This is a genomic window from Stenotrophomonas sp. EMP41 (genome assembly GCF_047495535.1).
GTDB lineage: Bacteria > Pseudomonadota > Gammaproteobacteria > Xanthomonadales > Xanthomonadaceae > Stenotrophomonas > Stenotrophomonas sepilia.
In genome coordinates, this window is sequence record NZ_CP179923.1 from 624,870 (window position 1) to 641,061 (window position 16,192).

The following is a 16,192-nucleotide window of genomic DNA, read 5'->3' on the forward strand; positions in this document are numbered from 1 at the left end:
CATCCACGATCCGCGCGATTGCCGGCCAGCGGCCGGCACTACCGGTACCGGCGGGTGCCGACCGTTGGTCGGCACTGGGTGTGTGGCCCCGGTCATGACCCCGATCCACCGGCACGGTATCCTGCACGACGGAATCGAGTTCAGAGGTAGTCCATGGCGGGAGCCAAGCGCGGGTGTCTGTTCGTGGTAACGCTGGTGGTGGTGCTGGGCGCCGTCGTGGCCGGCGCGGGCGCGTGGTTCTTCTACCAGCAGACCCGCTTCGCCGATGCCCCGATCACCCCGACCGCCGAGAGCGTGGTCATCGCCAGCGGCGATGGCATGAACAGCGTGCTGCGCAAGCTGCGCGAGGCCGGCGTGGACGAGGGCCAGGACACCCAGTGGCAGCTGCTGGCGCGCCAGCTCGATGCGGCCGGCAAGTTGAAAGTGGGCGAGTACGCGCTCAGTGGCGAGCTGACCCCGCGCGAGCTGCTGCTGCGCATGCGCGCCGGCAAGGTGCTGCAGCACCGGGTCACCATTGTCGAGGGCTGGAACATCCGCCAGCTGCGTGCCGCGCTCAAGCGCGCCGAGCCGCTGCTGCACACCACCGACAGCCTGGATGACGCCGCGCTGATGCAGCGCCTCGGCTTCGGTGGCCAGCATCCGGAAGGCCGCTTCCTGCCGGAGACCTACGTCTACCAGCGCGGCGACAGTGACCTCGACGTGCTCAAGCGCGCCCATGCCGCAATGGAAAAGGCGCTGGACGAAGCCTGGGAAAGCCGCGCGCCGGACCTGCCGATCAACACGCCCTACGAACTGCTGACGCTGGCCTCGATCATCGAGAAGGAAACCGCGCTGGCCAGCGAACGACCGCAGATCGCCGGCGTGTTCATGCGCCGCCTGAAGATCGGCATGCGCCTGCAGACCGACCCGACCGTGATCTACGGCCTCGGTGCTGCGTACGACGGCAACATCCGCCGTCGCGACCTGACTACCGATACGCCGTACAACACCTATACCCGCGCTGGCCTGACCCCGACCCCGATCGCCATGCCCAGCCGTGACGCGCTGATGGCCGCCGCACAGCCGGCGCCGGGCGACGCGCTGTACTTCGTCGCCGTCGGCGATGGCAGCGGCGCGCACGTGTTCTCGCCCAGCCTGGACCAGCACAACGCCGCCGTAGCCCGCTACCTGCAGCAGCTGCGACAGCAACGTACCCAGGAGACCCAGGCGCAATGAGTCCCGCGCTGCTTCGCCACCCGCGTTTCGTCAGCCTGGAAGGCGGCGAGGGCGCGGGCAAGACCACCGCCATCAATGCCATCCGTGAGTGCCTGCGCAGCCACGGCCACGAGGTGGTGCTGACCCGTGAACCGGGCGGCACGCCACTGGCCGAGCGCATCCGCGGCCTGGTGCTGAAACCCGATGCCGAAATCGCCGCCGAACCGCTCAGCGCCGAAGCCGAGCTGCTGCTGGTATTCGCCGCGCGCGCGCAGCACGTGCGCCAGGTGATCCAGCCAGCACTGCAGCGCGGCGCCTATGTGCTGAGCGATCGTTTCACCGATTCCAGCTATGCCTACCAGGGCGGTGGCCGTGGCCTCGACCCGCAGTGGATCGCCGACCTGGAGCGCCGCGCGGTCGGCCTGCTGCCGGGCCTGACCCTGCTGCTGGACGTGGACGTGGCCGTCGGCCGCGCGCGCGCCAACGGCCGTGACCTGTGGCCGGACCGCATCGAGAGCGAGCAGGACGATTTCTTCCAGCGCGTGCGCGAAGTGTTCCGCGGCCGTGCGCAGCAGGACCCGCAGCGCTTTGCGTTGATTGATGCGGGCCAGGAGCAGGCGCGCGTGGCCGCCGACGTGGTCGCGCGTGTCGAGCGCTGGCTGCAGGACGGGGAGGGCGCATGAGTACCTTTTCACCGTGGCAGCAGCGCGCGTTCGATCAGACGGTTGCCGCGCTCGACGCCGGTCGCCTCGGTCATGGCCTGCTGATCTGCGGCCCGGCCGGGCTGGGCAAGCACGAGGTCGCGCTGGCGCTGGCCGACCATGTGCTGGCGCAGGGCGATGCAGCCCACGCAACGCGTACGCGCCAGCTGATCGCAGCGGGCACACACCCGGACCTGCAGCTGGTCAGCTTCATTCCGAACAAGAGCGGCGACAAGCTGCGTACCGAGATCGTCATCGAGCAGGTGCGCGAGATCACCGACAAGCTGGCGCTGACCCCGCAGTACGGCGTGGCGCAGGTGGTAATCGTCGACCCGGCCGATGCGATCAACCGCTCGGCGGCCAATGCGCTGCTGAAGACGCTGGAAGAGCCGCAGCCCGGCCGCTACCTGTGGCTGATCAGCAGCGACCCGGCACGCCTGCCGCAGACCATCCGCAGCCGCTGCCAGCGCCTGGAGTTCAAGCTGCCGCCGCAGCACGAAGCGCTGGCCTGGCTGCAGCAGCAGGGCCATAGCGAGGCGTTGGCGCGCGAAGCGCTGGAGGCCGCCCGCGGCCATCCCGGCCAGGCCGACAACTGGCTGCGCGAAGATGGCCTGAGCCTGCGCCGAGAAGTAGGCCGTGAGCTGGAACAGCTGGCTGCCGGCAAGACCGGTGCGGTGGAACTGGCGCAAAAGTGGTGCGGCGATGAAAACGCGGCATTGCGCCTACGCTTTGCCGCCGACCTGGCGCTGGCCCAGGCCAGCACCGATGCCTTGACCACGCCGGAGCGATTGCACAAGCTTGCAGCCTGGTTCGATGCGGCCAACCGCACCCGCGACCTGCTGCGCACCACGGTGCGTGCAGACCTTGCGGTGGTCGAGTTGCTGCTGGCCTGGAACAAGGTGAACGAGCGGCCTGCCGCAAGGGGAAATCGATGAGTGCCAGCAACGCCCGCCAGGGCATCCTGTCCCTGGCCGTGAAGGACAAAGCCGCGCTGTACAGCGCGTACATGCCGTTCGTGAAGAATGGCGGCATCTTCGTGCCCACGCCCAAGCGCTACTTCCTGGGCGACGAGGTGTTCCTGCTGCTGACCCTGCCCGATTCCAGCGAGCGCCTGCCGGTGGCCGGCAAGGTGATCTGGGTGACCCCGGCCGGCGCGCAGGGCAACCGCACCGCCGGCATCGGCGTGCAGCTGGCCGACGGTGCCGAAGGCGAGGGCGTGCGCCACAAGATCGAGACCCTGCTGGCCGGGCTGACCGGCTCGGACAAGCCGACCCATACGATGTGATTCCGGTAGCGCCGGGCCATGCCCGGCTGCGTGCCCCGAAACGCCGTGAACACGACTGTGAAAAACTGTTGACGGCCTCTGAAAAGCCCCTATAATGAGCGGCTCAGCAACACACCGGGCGGTTAGCTCAGCGGTAGAGCATTGCCTTCACACGGCAAGGGTCACAGGTTCGATCCCTGTACCGCCCACCATGTTGCAGAACGAAAAAAGCCTCCAGCAATGGGGGCTTTTTTGTTACCTGCGATCCAGCAGGATCAGCTGGAAGCGCGCACCCTTTCAGCCGTGCCGCTCCAGCAGCTCGCGCGCGATCATCGCCGTTGCATCCAGCAGGTCGTGACCGCTGCCGGCCTGCGCCACAACCGCCAGCAGGCTACGGCCCACCTCGGCATTGCCGCTGGTCAGTTCCATCTCGCCTTCAAAGCACAGATCGGCCAACCATTCATGGGCCTGCTGCAGCCCGCGCTTGCGGACGCGGCGGAACTCCGCGAGCAGCTTCGCTTGGCCGGCCTCCTGCTCGCCATCGGCCAGCAGGCCGATGGCACCGCCGTGCGCCGCGCGCCAGAGGGCCGGTAGCGGGCGACCGTTCGCGTCCACCACGTCCGGCGAGAACTGCGCGCAGTACATTTCGTAGCGCTTGCCTGCTGTGCTGCTGGGCACGATGCCGGCTTCGGCGAGCAGGCGTTCGGCTTCATCCAGTGTGCTGAACTTCAAGCGCAGCAGTGCAGGGCGGCTCAGCTGTTGTGCCAGCGCCTGCTGGTTGGCGGCGAACCAGACGTTCCAGCCCACGGTTGCGCGGCCTTCCAGCGCGGCCTTGAAGTACTCCAGGTGTTCGGCGTCCATTGCGGTCTCCTGCGCTCCCTGCGCGATTGTAGCGGGAGCATATCCGGGCCGGTCAGGCGTCGCCGCCGGAGAGGCAGTGATGTGCCTGGCGCACCAGCTGTCGCGCGGCCACGATCAGCCCGTCGGTATGGAAAGCGCCCAACTGCTGGTCCGGGCCGCCTTCGTTGCGCGCACGGTCGGCGGCCTGCAACAGATCGAGCAATGCGCCGAGCCCGGACATCGAGCGGCGGAGCGAGGCGTGATCGCTGGCACACAGGGTGAGGCTGCCGCACGGCTGTCCGTCATCGCCGTCGGCATGGTTGATGGCATTGAGGCAGGTGAAGAACGTGGGCGACTGCGCAGGCAGGCTCTGCTCGTTCAGGGCGCACTCGATCTCGCGTGCGAGATCGTCGGGCATGTTGGCGGCGATGTCGCCTATCAGAGCGTGCAGGCGGGGATGGACGGTGGTGCGGTTGGTCATGGCGGAACCCTCACTGGCGTAGGGCCACCTTCCGGAGTGAAGGTGGCGGACGGTGCGGGTTGGCGTACCAAGGCTGAAAGGCTCACAGGGAGAAAAGGCCCGGCGGATCATGCGATCCCCACACACCGCCCGCCATTGAAGGCAATCGGTGCATTCTCTTTGCTGCGATCGATATCGCAACATCCTGTGAGCCTGTTCGTTTATTCGAGACGCCAATCCCGGCCAAGGCGTCTTGCCTCGGCGCGGCGATCATCGATCCGCGCAAACACGGAAGTCAGTGAGGAAAGTTGCAACAACGCCAGCCATGACGCTGCTCCACCGCCCATAGCCCGATCCACCGCCTTATTTGAACCGAGGAGTGCCGCTACAAAACACCAGTAGGTGGCAATCACGTCACCCAGCGTGGGTCTTACCTCGTAGTTTGTGTAGCTTTGGATAAATTATTGTGTCTTGCTATGGGCGTACTGCCGTTCAGGGATTCTGCAGTGCTTCCAGCGCGTCATCCAAGGCAGTGACTGCATCCACTACTGTTCGCACAGTAGCTCGGTCGAATTCGTGATCGCGCTGCGAGTCGTGCACACCGCTGTTCAGGTATCCCCATTCAATGCTTGCCCCGTTGAGGCTAAGCAAAGTAGTGAGTGCGTCGACCGATTGCTGTGCAGCGGGATACTGCGCCGCAACGCGAGCTACCGCTGATTTCAGCTTGCTGCATTTGTTGTTCAACTCCCAAGGCGAGCGAGGTCCGCCGAGCTTGATCTCAATGCGCCCATCTCCCCGCCGGCTAAGCCATGTCCAGAGGCGGTCAGTCAAGCTTTCTAGCGCGGGCCGTGCCTGTCGCAAGGCCTCGCGCTTCTCATCGTTCGCCAGCGCCTGCTGGGCTAACAGCACATAGTTCTTCGTCGGCGGGTCGCTGTCGACGCGCAGCTCGTGTTCGCCATGGTGCGGGAGGAACTTGTAGCGCTTGATCGCTCCGGCGCGGCGTGCACCAAGTTCCTGCTGAATCCGGTGAAGAAACTCCTCCGCATGCGAGGTGAGGATGACCTGCTTGTCGTTCAGCAACCCATCCTCGAAGAAGGTGCGCCAGATGCCATCACGGTGGTCATCATCGATCGCGTTGACCACGTCGTCGAAGATGACCACTGGGCATTCTTGCGCGATATTCTTGGCCAGTAGAATCGCCAGTCCAAGGCACTTAATGTGCCCTTCACTGAAGACGACCAAGGCGTCATAGCGCACGCCAGGTTCGCCGGCGAACTCGACTTCGATCTTTCCGTTCTCGGCGACCGGCAGCCACAACGCGTGCAGCAGGTCGCCAGGTGGATCGGCGCGGTTGAAGGCGTTGTAGAGATTGCAAGCCTGCTCTCCAAGGCCCTGGAGCAGTCGGCCCGGCAAGGCCGCCAGGTAGGCCTGGATCTCGGGCAGGTAGCCGTTGTAGGCGGCCTGGATGCGCTGGTGGTGCGCGATGACCGGCACTTCGGCCGCGGTAGCGTCGATCAGGCCACGGTTGGCCTCATCGAACTGGGCCACAGTCTGCCGGGCGGTAGCCAGCTCTTGGTCTGCGGTCGTGCGCAGAGTCTTCAGCCGCTCGATTTCCAGCCGGTGCTGGTCCAAGACATCTCGTTCCTGAGCCAGTGCTCCACGCAAGGCATGTGCCTCGCGAGACTGCGCGTCGGCATGTTCGATGAACTCGGCGACCCGCAGCAGCGCAGTCCACCCGCGGCGGTCGCCATCGACCCATGCTCCTAGCCAGGCACCTGTGGCGGCTGGAGGCAATAGAGGCAACGCCGCCGCCTGCAGTTGGGCAGGACACACGGCCGCCGCCGCCACGGCTACGCGACGCATCTCTTCCCACAACGCCCGCACCGCCTCGCTCAGTTGCGTGCGCAAGCCCGCCTCTTGCTGTTGGAGGGCGGCCAACTGTGCGAGCTGCTCCAGGCCCGCTCGTGCCTTGGCGAAGGGGTCCTGGGCCACCGCAGCTAACCCGGTTCCGCATGCGGGACAGGCGGTTGCGTCATCGGCCAGGGCCAGTACCGCCTCGTACAGCTTGGCATATGACACGTCACCGGCACGCGCGGCCAACTGCCCGGTGGCGGCCTGCCACTGGCCTTGAAGGCGGTACACCTCGTCTAGCAAACCCTGCAGACGTGCACGTGTCACTTCATGAATCGCTGGAGGGAGGGCGACGAGTTGCGCCTGCACGTACGGAAACCGCCCTTGTAGCTGCGGCGTGCCAAGTAGCCAGTCGACGCAGCCCTGGTACGTCGCGTCGGGCAACATGCGTCGCGCCAGCGCCTGTTCCATGCCCTCAATCGCTGCGATCTTTTGTGGATGGCCGGCAATCGTCTGTTCGGAATTTGCCAACTGCAAGCGCCGCTGGGCGAGTTGGGCGGCCTGGATTCCGACAAGCATCAGGTCTTGGTCGAGCGTGGGGTTGAATCCGCGCACGAAGTCACTGAATTGATCCACGCCAAACAAGGTGGCAATTAGCTGTCGCTGGTCGCCCGGTGTACGGGCCGCGATGCGCGCGAAATCATCGAGGCGATTTTTCTCGATGAAGCAGAAGCGGTACTCCGCCTCGTCGGGCTGCACGGCTTGGGCCCGCTCTGCCGCCCCGGAAGAGAGAACGGGCGCGACATGGCGGCGCAGCCGGGCGTTGTTACAGTAAGTACGCTGGTCGACTCGCTTGGCCTGGGCTTCGCTGATAGACCCGAGCATCGCAACTTCCAGCGCCTCGCAGAAGCTGCTTTTGCCCGTGCCATTGGCGCCATAGACCAACGTGATGTCATGGCTGAGGTCGAACGTTTCTTGCCTCATAAACCCGCGGAACGGGCCCACCTCGAGCTGAAGCAGGCGCCCAAGCGCCGGCCCAGCGTCGGGACCGTGGCCGTCTCCTTGGTACGCCACCGGAGTCTGCGCCAAGTTGGCTATGGCCAGCGGCGCTAGGCGGACCGATCGCCTGCGGCCCGCCGCGCCAACCTCAGCCAGCGGCTGCAAGTGATCCAAAATCAGGTGCGCAAGCCGGCGCACATCGTCGTGCACTTGTCGCTGCGCCAAGTGTGCCAGGAAGCGGTGGTACTCGGAACGAATGCTCGCCATGCAGCCCCTCCACACGGAAGGACGCTGTCAGTTGCGCCCTTGGTTTTGTTGATTAGCCGCCAGCGCCGTAGTCACAGGCGGATGTTGCTTTTACTCGTGACCGACCGAATCGACTAAGTGCACAAACTATGCACTAACGGGGCCACATTAACTATGGGGTCCATGTACGCCATGGTTGGTAAATCAAACACCTCGATTTGCACAAGTTATGGGTTCACCTTCTACACGAACTGTGGTGTCCAACCCACGCGCAGCCCGCGCGAGCGTGCCATGGATGAAAGCAGACGTTCCATCCATGCGCTGTGCCGCCGCCCGCAGCGGGCGTAGTCTCGGCCCAGGGTTGTCCCCTCTGGCTCAGGAGTGCCGCCATGCCGCTCGCCCGCATCGATCTTCGCAAAGGCAAATCCGCCGACTACCTGCAACGCGTCGGCGAAACCATCTACCAGGCCATGCGCGCGGTGGGTGTGCCGGAAAACGATCGCTTCCAGATCTTCCAGGAACACGCGCCCGGCACGCTGATCTACGACCCGGGCTACCTGGGCGTGGACCGTACCGACGACTTCATCTGCATCCAGATCACCTGGAACGAAGGGCGCACGCTGGAGCAGAAGAAGGCGTTGTACCTGGGCATCGCCGATGGCCTGCATGCGGCGGTGGGCATCCGCCGCGAAGACGTGTTCATCAATCTGGTGGAAGTGAAGCGGGAAAATTGGTCGTTTGGTAATGGTGTGGCCCAGTACGTGAGTTGATGGGCGAAAAGCATCCACGCATGGCGTGGATCTACTGAATGGAGGGCGTGCGCGGGGGAGGACAGTCCTGCGTCACCGTGTCGCAGGGGGCAAACCCTGAACGGGGTCCAAGGTTGGCCATGGCCCCGTAGAATGGCGGCGTGCGCCGTTCTGCCCTCCACCGCCGGTTCCAGGCCCTGGCATGGCTTGCCATGCTGCTGGTGCTGCTCGCCCCGCTGGTGAGCCGCTGGCTGGCGCATGGTCACGTGGCTGCCGCTGCGCCGGTGGCAGCCATGGACCACGCAATGCACGCAGAGCATGCGCTGCACGCGATGGAAGGGCACCACGACCATCACGCGATGGCGATGCCGCACGGCGAGGCCGCAAAGAAGCCGCCCGCCGATCCACACGCCGATCATGAAATGGGCGTGGACTGCGATTACTGCCTGATCGCTGCACGGCTGATCACCCTGCTGGTGGCGGCCGTGCTGCTGTTGGCGCCGATGGCACCGGTGTGCCGCGCGTTGCGCGGTGCGGTGCAGACGTTGCCGCAACGGATCAGCGGCACATTGGGAGCGCGTGGGCCGCCGGCCTTGATGGCCGTCTGAGCCGCACGCGCGTTGCACTGAACGTTCTTCCATGAGGTTGCCGGCCACGGCCGGTGCCCGCACGCGCGTGTCTGTCCGTTTCTGATTGCTGCCCTGCCATTGCGGGGTGGCCTTGCATGCCGTGAAAAAATGAAAACGAACCCCAACCCCGCACGCTTGCGCCGGGCGACGCTGCCTGTCGTGTGCGCGCTGGTCCTGCACTCCACTTCTGCCGTTGCTGCCGACGCGGCACCCCCGACCACGCTGGAGACCTTGCGGGTGGTCGATACCCGCAGCGGCGAGCTGTCCTCCACCGCCAGCGCCGGCTCTGCATTGGACCTGAGCGTGCTGCAGACACCTGCCAACCTGACGGTGATTTCGCGCGAGCAACTGGAGCAGCGCGGCGACAGCAACCTCAACGATGCGATCAGCCGGGCGGGTGCGATCAGTGCGATGCCGCACCCGGGCAATGGCCTGAGTGCGCTGTCCAGCCGCGGCTTCACCGACGGTGCTTCGGTGATGCGCCTGTACGACGGGCTGCGCCAGTACGGCGGCGTCGGCATCACCTTCCCGTTCGATACCTGGTCGATCGAGCGCATCGAAGTGCTGCGCGGCCCGGCCTCGGTCATCCATGGCGACGGGGCGATCGGCGGCGTGATCAACATCGTGCCGAAGAAGCCCACGCGCGGCGCCATCGAGAACGAGATCAGCATGACCGTGGGCAGCGAGGACACCGCGCGGCTGGGCTTCGGCAGTGGTGGCGCGCTGACGCCCGAGCTGGCCTACCGGGTTGATGTGAGCGGCAACTACAGCGGTGGCTGGGTTGACCGTGGCCGCAACAATGACGCCACCTTCTCCGGCGCATTGCTGTGGCAGGCCCGCCCGGACCTGCAGCTGACGCTCACCCATGCGCAGGGCTACCAGCAACCGATGCGCTACTTCGGCACGCCGCTGGTCGAGGGCCGCCAGCTGGAGGCGCTGCGCCACCGCAACTACAACGTGGACGACAGCGAGATCCGGTTCCGCGACCGCTGGACCCAGCTCGACGCGCTGTGGACACCGAACGCGAACGTGGAATGGCGAACCCGTGTCTACCAGATCGACAGCCAGCGTGATTGGCGCAATGCCGAGGCCTATGTCTACAACCGCGCTACCGGCTTGATCGATCGCTCGGGCAATACCGAGATCACCCACAACCAGGACCAGGCCGGTCTGACCTCGACGCTGCGCGTGCAGGGCCATGTGGGCAGTTGGGCGAACGCCTTCGCGGTGGGCCTGGATGCCAACCGCGCGCACTTCAAGCACACCAACAATACCTATGCCGGCAGCTCGGGCCCGGTCGATCCGTTCGATCCTGTCCCGGGCCAGTTCGCCAGCGATGCGCCGAACCTGCCGCGCTACCGCAACCGTGCCGAGCAGTACGCGCTGTTCATGGAGGACCGGCTGGCGCTGAGCGAGCGCTGGTCGGTGCTGGGTGGGCTGCGCCACGACCGCGCGCGCATCGATCGCACCGATCTGATCAGCGGCCAGAATGCGTTCTCAAAGACCTACAGCAGCACCGGCTGGCGTGCGGGTACGGTATTTGCGCTGCAGCCGACGCTGAGCCTGTATGCGCAGTACTCGCAGGCGGCAGACCCGGTCAGTGGCCTGTTGATGATCAGCCCGGCCAACGGTGCCTTCGATCTGGCCAAGGGGCGGCAGCTCGAGGTGGGCCTGAAGCAGGCCTTCGACGGCGGCGAGTGGACGCTGGCGGCGTACCGCATCCGCAAGACCGGGCTGCTCAGCCGTGATCCGCTGCTGCCGGATCGCCGGGTGCAGGTGGGCGCGCAGACCTCGCGCGGTATTGAAGCGTCGTTGAACTGGAACGTCGCGCCACACTGGACGCTGGATGCCAACGCGACGGTGCTGAAGGCCGAATTCGAGGACTTCCTGGAAACCACGGGTTCGCCGCCGGTGCTGGTCTCGCGCGATGGCAACGTGCCGCCGAACGTGGCAGAGCGCCTGGCCAATGTGTGGCTGAGCTGGCAGTTCGCACCGGGCTGGAGTGCGGCGGGTGGCATGCGTTACGTCGGCAAGCGCTACGCCGACAACGCCAATACGCTGGAACTGCCCGGCTACAGCACCACCGACCTGGCGCTGACCTGGCAGGCGGCACCGCGCACGCGGCTGTCGGCGCGATTGTTCAACGTGTTCGACAAGGCGTACTACGCCACCGCGTACTACACCAGCACGCAGTGGTTGCTGGGTGCGGACCGGCGCGTCGAGTTCACCGTCGACCATCGCTTCTGAGGGCGCTGGCGATGACGCTGCGATCCACCGCCAAGCGCTGGACCTACCTGGTGCACCGCTGGCTGGGCATCGGCGGATGCCTGCTGATGCTGCTGTGGTTTGTCAGCGGCATGGTGATGCTGTTCATCGGCTACCCGAAGCTGACACCCGGTGAGCGGCTGGCGGCGTTGCCGGTGCTCGGTGAGGCCCGCGACCTGCAGGGGCTGTCGGTACTGCCAGCCGCCGTGCAGGCCGAGCCGGAGGCCGTGGCGCTGACCACGCTGCGTGGCGAGCCAGCGTATGTGGTGCGCAGTGGCAGCAACGTGGGCGCCTGGTCTGCCGTGACCGGCCAGGCCCTGCTGCCGGTGTCGGCACAGCGTGCCGAAGCATCCGCTGCACAGTTCGCGGGCGGCCAGGCCTTCGTCGGCGCAACGCGCGTGGACGAGGATCGCTGGACGCATTCGCGCGCTCTGGATGCGCATCGGCCAATGTACCGGGTGGAGGTGGGCGGTGAGCAACCGGGCGACCTGTATGTGTCCTCGCGCACCGGTGAAGTCGTGCTGGACGCGCCGCATGTGCAGCAGCGCTGGAACTACGTGGGCGCCTGGCTGCACTGGTTGTACGTCCTGCGCATGCAGTCGGTGGACCCGGTGTGGACGTGGGGGGTGATCGTGCTGTCCGCACTGTGCACGCTGGCGGCGATCAGCGGCATCGTGGTGGGTGTGTGGCGCTGGCGTTTCCGTGGGCACTATCGTTCCGGTGCGAAGACGCCGTACGTCGAGCCGTGGATGCGCTGGCACCATCTGATCGGATTGTGTGCTGCGGCCTTCGTGTTCACCTGGATTTTCAGCGGCCTGATGTCGATGAATCCATTGGGCGTCTTCAGCAGCACGCGCGAGGCGATCGACAGCGGACGCTATCGGGGCGGCACGGTGGCGGTGGACGGTGCGCTGGGTGATCCTGACAAGCTTCTGGCAGTGGCCGAAGCCGCGCGCTTCCAGCCGGTGGAGATCCAGTGGCGACGCATCGGTGGTGAGCTGTTCGCGGTACTGCTGGACGGGCAAGGCGAGACCCGCATCATGTCCGGCAGCAATGGAGATCTACACGTTGCGCGCTTGCTGCCGACCGCATGGCTGCAGCAGAAGGCGCGCGCGCTGTCAGATGCGCCCATGCAGGGTTTCGTGGTGCTGCACGCAGCGGATGCGTACTTCTATCCGCGTGCGCCCGAGGCCATGAACGGCGCAGCAGTGCGCCGCTTCCCGGTGGCTGTGGTGGACTTCGGTGATGCCGAGGCGACGCGCGTCTATCTCGATCTGGCGACCGGCGACCCGTTGCTGACGATGGGGCATCGCGAGCGGGTGGGGCGCTGGTTGTTCTCCTTCCTGCACAGCTGGGATCTGCCGGCGATGCTGCGCCAGGAAGGTGTCCGGTTGGCGGTGTTGCTGTTGCTGAGCGCTGCTGGCACCGCGCTGTGTGCCACGGCGACGGTGATCGGCTATCGGCGCTTGCGGATGAAGCTGCACCGCAGGCGGCGTTGATGCCTTTGGCTACACCCGCAGCCAGCGCGTGGACACGGCCACCAGCAACAAGGCCGTGGCCACGCCGATGAACGCGGCGATCAGGCCGAAATGGTTTGCGGCGAAGCCGATCAGCGCCGGCCCGGCGAGAATGCCGGCAAAGCCGAGCGTGGACACAGCAGTGATCGCCAGCGCGCCGGGCATGCGGGTCTGGTGACCGGCCAGCGAGAACAGCGCGGGTGCGATGTTGGCGCAGCCGAGGCCGACCAGCACATAGCCGAGCAGTGATGCCTGCCACGGCGTGACCAGGGTCAGCACCAGCACGCCCGCAGCGGCGAGCAGGGCCCCGAACACGATCGCGCGTTGGCGGCCCACGCGCGCCACCAGTGCATCGCCGAACAGGCGCGCGACGGTCATGGTCAGGGTGAAGGTCACGTAGCCGACGCCGGCGAGGCTGGCATCGACGCGACGCACGTCACTGAGGAACACTGCGCTCCAGTCCAGCATTGCGCCTTCGCCGAGGAAGGCGACGAACGCCAGCACGCCGATGAGCAGCACGATGCCATGCGGCAGGGCCAGCATCGGTGTGCCATGCGGCATGCGTTCGCTGTGCCAGTAAGCCGCCGAAAGCAGCATCGCCAGCAGCATGGCGCCCGCGCCGATCAGCACCGATGCCAGCGGGGGCAGCTGCGCAGAGAGCAACAAGGTCATCATCGCCGCGCCGAGGAAGCCGCCGATGCTGAAGAAGGCATGGAAGCCGGACATCATCACCCGCCGTGCTTCGCGCTCGACGAGGACGGCCTGCACGTTCATCGTGCAGTCCATCGCGCCCACCGCAGCACCGAACACGAACAACACCAGGCCCAGCGTCCACGCTGAGCCGGCCAGCGCCAGGCCGGGCACGGTCAGGCAGATCAGCAGGCTGCTGGCCACCATCACCCGGCGGCAACCGAGGCGCGCGGCGAGCACGCCGGACAACGGCATCGCCATCAGCGAACCGGCACCGAGGCAGAGCAGCACCAGCCCCAGCGTGGCGTCATTGATCCCGGTGCGCGCCTTGGCGAATGGCACCAGGGTGGCCCACAGTGCGGTGGCGAAGCCGGGAATGAAGAACGCAGCGCGGGTCGCGTGCTGTTCGGCACGCGCGCGGTTGGCAAGGGACATGAGCGGTACGGTCAGGGCGGAGTGGGGTGCACCGCGATGCCGGCGGCGCGGAAGCGTGCCGCCAATGCGGGGGGCGCGGTGGTGGTCAGCACCAGGTCGTCGATCTCGTCGAGGCTGGCGATCTGCCAGTGGCCGCGGGCACCGAGCTTTTCAGTGGTGGCGGCGACGATGACGCGGCTGCTGCACGCGACCATCGCGCGCTTCAGCGTGGCTTCTTCCGCATCCATTGCCCACACGCCGGTGTCGCCGTCCACCGCGCAGGGGCCGGGCAGGTATACGTCGGCGCGCAGGCGCTGCACCTGGGCCAAGGCTTCGGCACCGACCGCACCGCCACCGCTGGCCAGGCGGCCGCCGATCAGCTGCACCGAGGTGCCTTCAAGCATGCTGGCGGCGGTGGCGATCTGCGGGGCATTGGTGATCACTGTCAGCCCGAGTTCGAGCGGCAATTGCTGGGCGATGGCCAGGTTGGTCGAACCGGCATCAAGCAGCACCACCTGGCCGGGTTGCAGCAATGCGCAGACGCGGGCGGCCAGCTCGGCCTTGTCGCCGCGGTCGCGGGTCAGGCGCTCGCGCAGCGGGCGTTCCTTGGGCGGCGGCAGCACGGCGCCGCCGTAGACACGCTGGCACAGGCCCTGTGCAGCCAGCTCGCGCAGGTCACGGCGGATCGAATCTTCAGAGACGGCATAGCGGCGCGCCAGTTCGGCGGCGACCACGCGGCCCTGCTGGCGCAGTTCCTCCAGGATCTGTCGGGTGCGCTGGGCGGGCAGGGGGCTGGGATCGGAGCTCATGCTGCAAGTCTGCACGTTCGTGCATTAACATGCAACAACGTGCATCAGCTGTTGGGGGCACAGGGCGGCTGGACTGCCGGTGAATCCTCCCGCGCCCACGTCTATGGATCGTCCTCGCGACCCGGCAAGATGGCGGGGCACCTGGCATGGAATCCCTGATGTCCCCCACCGTTCACCGCAAGCTGCGCATCGGCGCGGACCAGTACACCGGCCAGAAAGTGGTCGACCAGCAGTTCCACGAATGCGATTTTTCCGGCGCGGACCTGACCGCTACCGAGTTCATCAACTGCAGCTTCTACGATGCCGACAGCCGCGCCGGCTGCCGCTTCAACGGCGCCACGCTGAAGGAAGCGAGCTTCCGCAGCTGCGACATCAGCATGTGCCACTTCAATTTCATCAAGGCACTGGGCCTGGAAATCAGCGAGTGCCGCGCGCAGGGCGCGGATTTCAGCAGCGCCAGCTTCATGAACCAGATCACCCCGCGCAGCGGGTTCTGCAGCGCCTTCATCAAGAAGTCGAACCTGCGCTATGCCAATTTCTCGCGGGTCACGTTGGAGAAATGCGAACTGTGGGAGAACCGCTGGGACGGTGCGAACGTGAGCGGCGCCAGCTTCGCCGGCTCGGACCTGTCCGGTGGCCAGTTCGAGGGCATCGACTGGAACAGCGCCAACTTCACCGACTGCGACCTGACCAACTCCGAGCTGGGCGAGCTGGACCTGCGCAGCACCAACCTGCGTGGCGCCACGCTGGACGTGCAGCAGGTGGCGCTGTTGATGCAGCGCATCGGCATCACGGTGGTGCCGTAGGCATCACCCGGCGTACGCCACCCAGCCCCTGAAGCTGAAGCCTGCGTAGAACAGCTCCACGCCATCGAAGCCCGCCTCCTGCATCAGCGCGACCTCCTGTTCGGGGGCGAGCAGCGGCAACCGCTCGGCAATGGCGTCGATCGCGCGCTGTGCATCGGCGTGGGCAACCCCCGAGGCTTCGGCGAACGCGGCGTAGCGCTGCAACCAGCGCAGCTTGCCGGCCGGATCCTGCGGCACGCTGTGGTGCGCCACCACCAGCGGCGCGCCGGGCTGCAGGCGCCTGTGCAGCTCGCGGAGCGTGTGCAGGCGCTGCGCGGCGTCGAGGAAGTGCAGGGTCAGCAGGCAGCTGGCCCCCTCGAAGCGCCGGTCCGGGGCGTCGTCGATGTAGCCTTCCAGCAGTTCGACGCGTGCGTTCAACGGGCCCAGTGTCTGCTCGGCCAGCGCGAGCATCGGTGCGGCCGGATCCACGCCCAGCAGGTGCCAGCCCGGCTGCGCTTCGGCGAACGCTTTCAGCTCCAGCCCGCCCCCGGCACCGAGCACCAGCACGCGGCCCTGCGCGGGAACATGCTCGGCCAGCAGCAGGCGGCTCATCTGCTGCAACGCGAGGAAGCCGGGCACCTGGCGCAGTGGCGCTTCGGCATAGCGGGCCACCGCCTGCGGGTCGGAGAACGTGGACATGCGCGGATTCCTGCGGCGGAGGACATACCACTGTAGCGCGGCGCGCAAGGGGCATTGCGCGCCGCTGCCGCACAGGCAGG

The 16,192-nt window shown here is 66.6% G+C and carries 15 protein-coding genes and 1 tRNA gene; 10 read left to right on the forward strand and 6 right to left on the reverse strand.

Annotated elements, in window-relative coordinates; all coding sequences use genetic code 11:
- Window positions 1-153 precede the first annotated feature (153 nt).
- The 5 genes from mltG to ACMGRF_RS02855 all read left to right on the forward strand — a co-directional run bounded on the left by mltG (window position 154) and on the right by ACMGRF_RS02855 (window position 3,371).
- Window positions 154-1,215: an endolytic transglycosylase MltG gene (mltG, locus tag ACMGRF_RS02835; RefSeq protein WP_414485616.1), complete on the forward strand. Its 1,062-nt coding sequence runs from the start codon at window positions 154-156 to the stop codon at window positions 1,213-1,215.
- Window positions 1,212-1,877 carry a dTMP kinase gene (gene tmk, locus ACMGRF_RS02840; RefSeq protein ID WP_049417074.1) on the forward strand — a complete coding sequence of 222 codons (666 nt, stop codon included), beginning with the start codon at window positions 1,212-1,214 and terminating at the stop codon, window positions 1,875-1,877. Before mltG ends, tmk begins: the two co-directional genes overlap by 4 nt.
- Window positions 1,874-2,830 carry a DNA polymerase III subunit delta' gene (locus ACMGRF_RS02845; RefSeq protein ID WP_099486442.1) on the forward strand — a complete coding sequence of 319 codons (957 nt, stop codon included), beginning with the start codon at window positions 1,874-1,876 and terminating at the stop codon, window positions 2,828-2,830. Before tmk ends, ACMGRF_RS02845 begins: the two co-directional genes overlap by 4 nt.
- On the forward strand, window positions 2,827-3,180 hold the full coding sequence (locus ACMGRF_RS02850) for a PilZ domain-containing protein (protein WP_005412452.1): 354 nt from the start codon (window positions 2,827-2,829) through the stop codon (window positions 3,178-3,180). Before ACMGRF_RS02845 ends, ACMGRF_RS02850 begins: the two co-directional genes overlap by 4 nt.
- A gap of 116 nt (window positions 3,181-3,296) precedes the next feature.
- Window positions 3,297-3,371 (forward strand) — tRNA-Val (locus ACMGRF_RS02855).
- Window positions 3,372-3,456: 85 nt separating this feature from the next.
- Here the strand turns inward: ACMGRF_RS02855 and ACMGRF_RS02860 are convergent.
- From ACMGRF_RS02860 to ACMGRF_RS02870, 3 genes are all read right to left on the reverse strand, one after another.
- Complete coding sequence (locus tag ACMGRF_RS02860; RefSeq protein ID WP_099486440.1) at window positions 3,457-4,020, reverse strand: hypothetical protein; 564 nt, start codon at window positions 4,018-4,020, stop codon at window positions 3,457-3,459.
- 52 nt (window positions 4,021-4,072) lie between these two features.
- Window positions 4,073-4,480, reverse strand: coding sequence for a hypothetical protein (locus tag ACMGRF_RS02865; RefSeq protein WP_099486438.1), 408 nt, complete (start codon window positions 4,478-4,480; stop codon window positions 4,073-4,075).
- 471 nt (window positions 4,481-4,951) lie between these two features.
- Complete coding sequence (locus ACMGRF_RS02870) at window positions 4,952-7,576, reverse strand: AAA family ATPase (protein WP_049440522.1); 2,625 nt, start codon at window positions 7,574-7,576, stop codon at window positions 4,952-4,954.
- A gap of 368 nt (window positions 7,577-7,944) precedes the next feature.
- Here ACMGRF_RS02870 and ACMGRF_RS02875 point away from each other — a divergent pair, with 368 nt between their 5' ends.
- The 4 genes from ACMGRF_RS02875 to ACMGRF_RS02890 all read left to right on the forward strand — a co-directional run bounded on the left by ACMGRF_RS02875 (window position 7,945) and on the right by ACMGRF_RS02890 (window position 12,697).
- Window positions 7,945-8,325 (forward strand): tautomerase family protein, encoded by a 381-nt coding sequence (locus tag ACMGRF_RS02875; RefSeq protein WP_019659488.1) that lies wholly within the window; start codon window positions 7,945-7,947, stop codon window positions 8,323-8,325.
- Between the two features lie 191 nt (window positions 8,326-8,516).
- A complete protein-coding gene (locus ACMGRF_RS02880) occupies window positions 8,517-8,912 on the forward strand; it encodes a DUF2946 family protein (protein WP_049440520.1) in 396 nt (131 codons plus the stop codon).
- A gap of 129 nt (window positions 8,913-9,041) precedes the next feature.
- The gene (locus ACMGRF_RS02885; RefSeq protein WP_099486434.1) at window positions 9,042-11,180 is read left to right on the forward strand and encodes a TonB-dependent receptor; all 2,139 of its coding nucleotides are present in this window, start codon (window positions 9,042-9,044) and stop codon (window positions 11,178-11,180) included.
- Between the two features lie 11 nt (window positions 11,181-11,191).
- Window positions 11,192-12,697, forward strand: coding sequence for a PepSY domain-containing protein (locus ACMGRF_RS02890; RefSeq protein WP_099486432.1), 1,506 nt, complete (start codon window positions 11,192-11,194; stop codon window positions 12,695-12,697).
- Between the two features lie 9 nt (window positions 12,698-12,706).
- On the opposite strand, the gene ACMGRF_RS02895 is transcribed toward ACMGRF_RS02890, so the two are convergent.
- A complete protein-coding gene (locus ACMGRF_RS02895) occupies window positions 12,707-13,840 on the reverse strand; it encodes an MFS transporter (RefSeq protein ID WP_049417083.1) in 1,134 nt (377 codons plus the stop codon).
- Window positions 13,841-13,851: 11 nt separating this feature from the next.
- Window positions 13,852-14,628: a DeoR/GlpR family DNA-binding transcription regulator gene (locus ACMGRF_RS02900; protein ID WP_049417084.1), complete on the reverse strand. Its 777-nt coding sequence runs from the start codon at window positions 14,626-14,628 to the stop codon at window positions 13,852-13,854.
- A gap of 158 nt (window positions 14,629-14,786) precedes the next feature.
- On the opposite strand from ACMGRF_RS02900, the gene smqnr reads away from it, so the two are divergent.
- Window positions 14,787-15,434: a SmQnr family pentapeptide repeat protein gene (gene smqnr / locus ACMGRF_RS02905; protein WP_414485617.1), complete on the forward strand. Its 648-nt coding sequence runs from the start codon at window positions 14,787-14,789 to the stop codon at window positions 15,432-15,434.
- Window positions 15,435-15,437: 3 nt separating this feature from the next.
- Here the strand turns inward: smqnr and ACMGRF_RS02910 are convergent, their stop codons facing one another.
- On the reverse strand, window positions 15,438-16,112 hold the full coding sequence (locus ACMGRF_RS02910; protein ID WP_414485618.1) for a methyltransferase domain-containing protein: 675 nt from the start codon (window positions 16,110-16,112) through the stop codon (window positions 15,438-15,440).
- Window positions 16,113-16,192: the final 80 nt, after the last annotated feature.

Coding starts and splice junctions, on each gene's coding strand:
- ACMGRF_RS02900 (WP_049417084.1), bottom strand. CDS start 14,628: ATGAGCTCCGATCCCAGCCCCCTGCCCGCCCAGCGCACCCGACAGATC.
- ACMGRF_RS02890 (WP_099486432.1), top strand. CDS start 11,192: ATGACGCTGCGATCCACCGCCAAGCGCTGGACCTACCTGGTGCACCGC.
- tmk (WP_049417074.1), top strand. CDS start 1,212: ATGAGTCCCGCGCTGCTTCGCCACCCGCGTTTCGTCAGCCTGGAAGGC.
- ACMGRF_RS02910 (WP_414485618.1), bottom strand. CDS start 16,112: ATGTCCACGTTCTCCGACCCGCAGGCGGTGGCCCGCTATGCCGAAGCG.
- ACMGRF_RS02850 (WP_005412452.1), top strand. CDS start 2,827: ATGAGTGCCAGCAACGCCCGCCAGGGCATCCTGTCCCTGGCCGTGAAG.
- ACMGRF_RS02880 (WP_049440520.1), top strand. CDS start 8,517: ATGCTGCTGGTGCTGCTCGCCCCGCTGGTGAGCCGCTGGCTGGCGCAT.
- ACMGRF_RS02875 (WP_019659488.1), top strand. CDS start 7,945: ATGCCGCTCGCCCGCATCGATCTTCGCAAAGGCAAATCCGCCGACTAC.
- ACMGRF_RS02845 (WP_099486442.1), top strand. CDS start 1,874: ATGAGTACCTTTTCACCGTGGCAGCAGCGCGCGTTCGATCAGACGGTT.
- ACMGRF_RS02865 (WP_099486438.1), bottom strand. CDS start 4,480: ATGACCAACCGCACCACCGTCCATCCCCGCCTGCACGCTCTGATAGGC.
- smqnr (WP_414485617.1), top strand. CDS start 14,787: ATGTCCCCCACCGTTCACCGCAAGCTGCGCATCGGCGCGGACCAGTAC.
- ACMGRF_RS02895 (WP_049417083.1), bottom strand. CDS start 13,840: ATGTCCCTTGCCAACCGCGCGCGTGCCGAACAGCACGCGACCCGCGCT.
- ACMGRF_RS02885 (WP_099486434.1), top strand. CDS start 9,042: ATGAAAACGAACCCCAACCCCGCACGCTTGCGCCGGGCGACGCTGCCT.
- ACMGRF_RS02860 (WP_099486440.1), bottom strand. CDS start 4,020: ATGGACGCCGAACACCTGGAGTACTTCAAGGCCGCGCTGGAAGGCCGC.
- ACMGRF_RS02870 (WP_049440522.1), bottom strand. CDS start 7,576: ATGGCGAGCATTCGTTCCGAGTACCACCGCTTCCTGGCACACTTGGCG.
- mltG (WP_414485616.1), top strand. CDS start 154: ATGGCGGGAGCCAAGCGCGGGTGTCTGTTCGTGGTAACGCTGGTGGTG.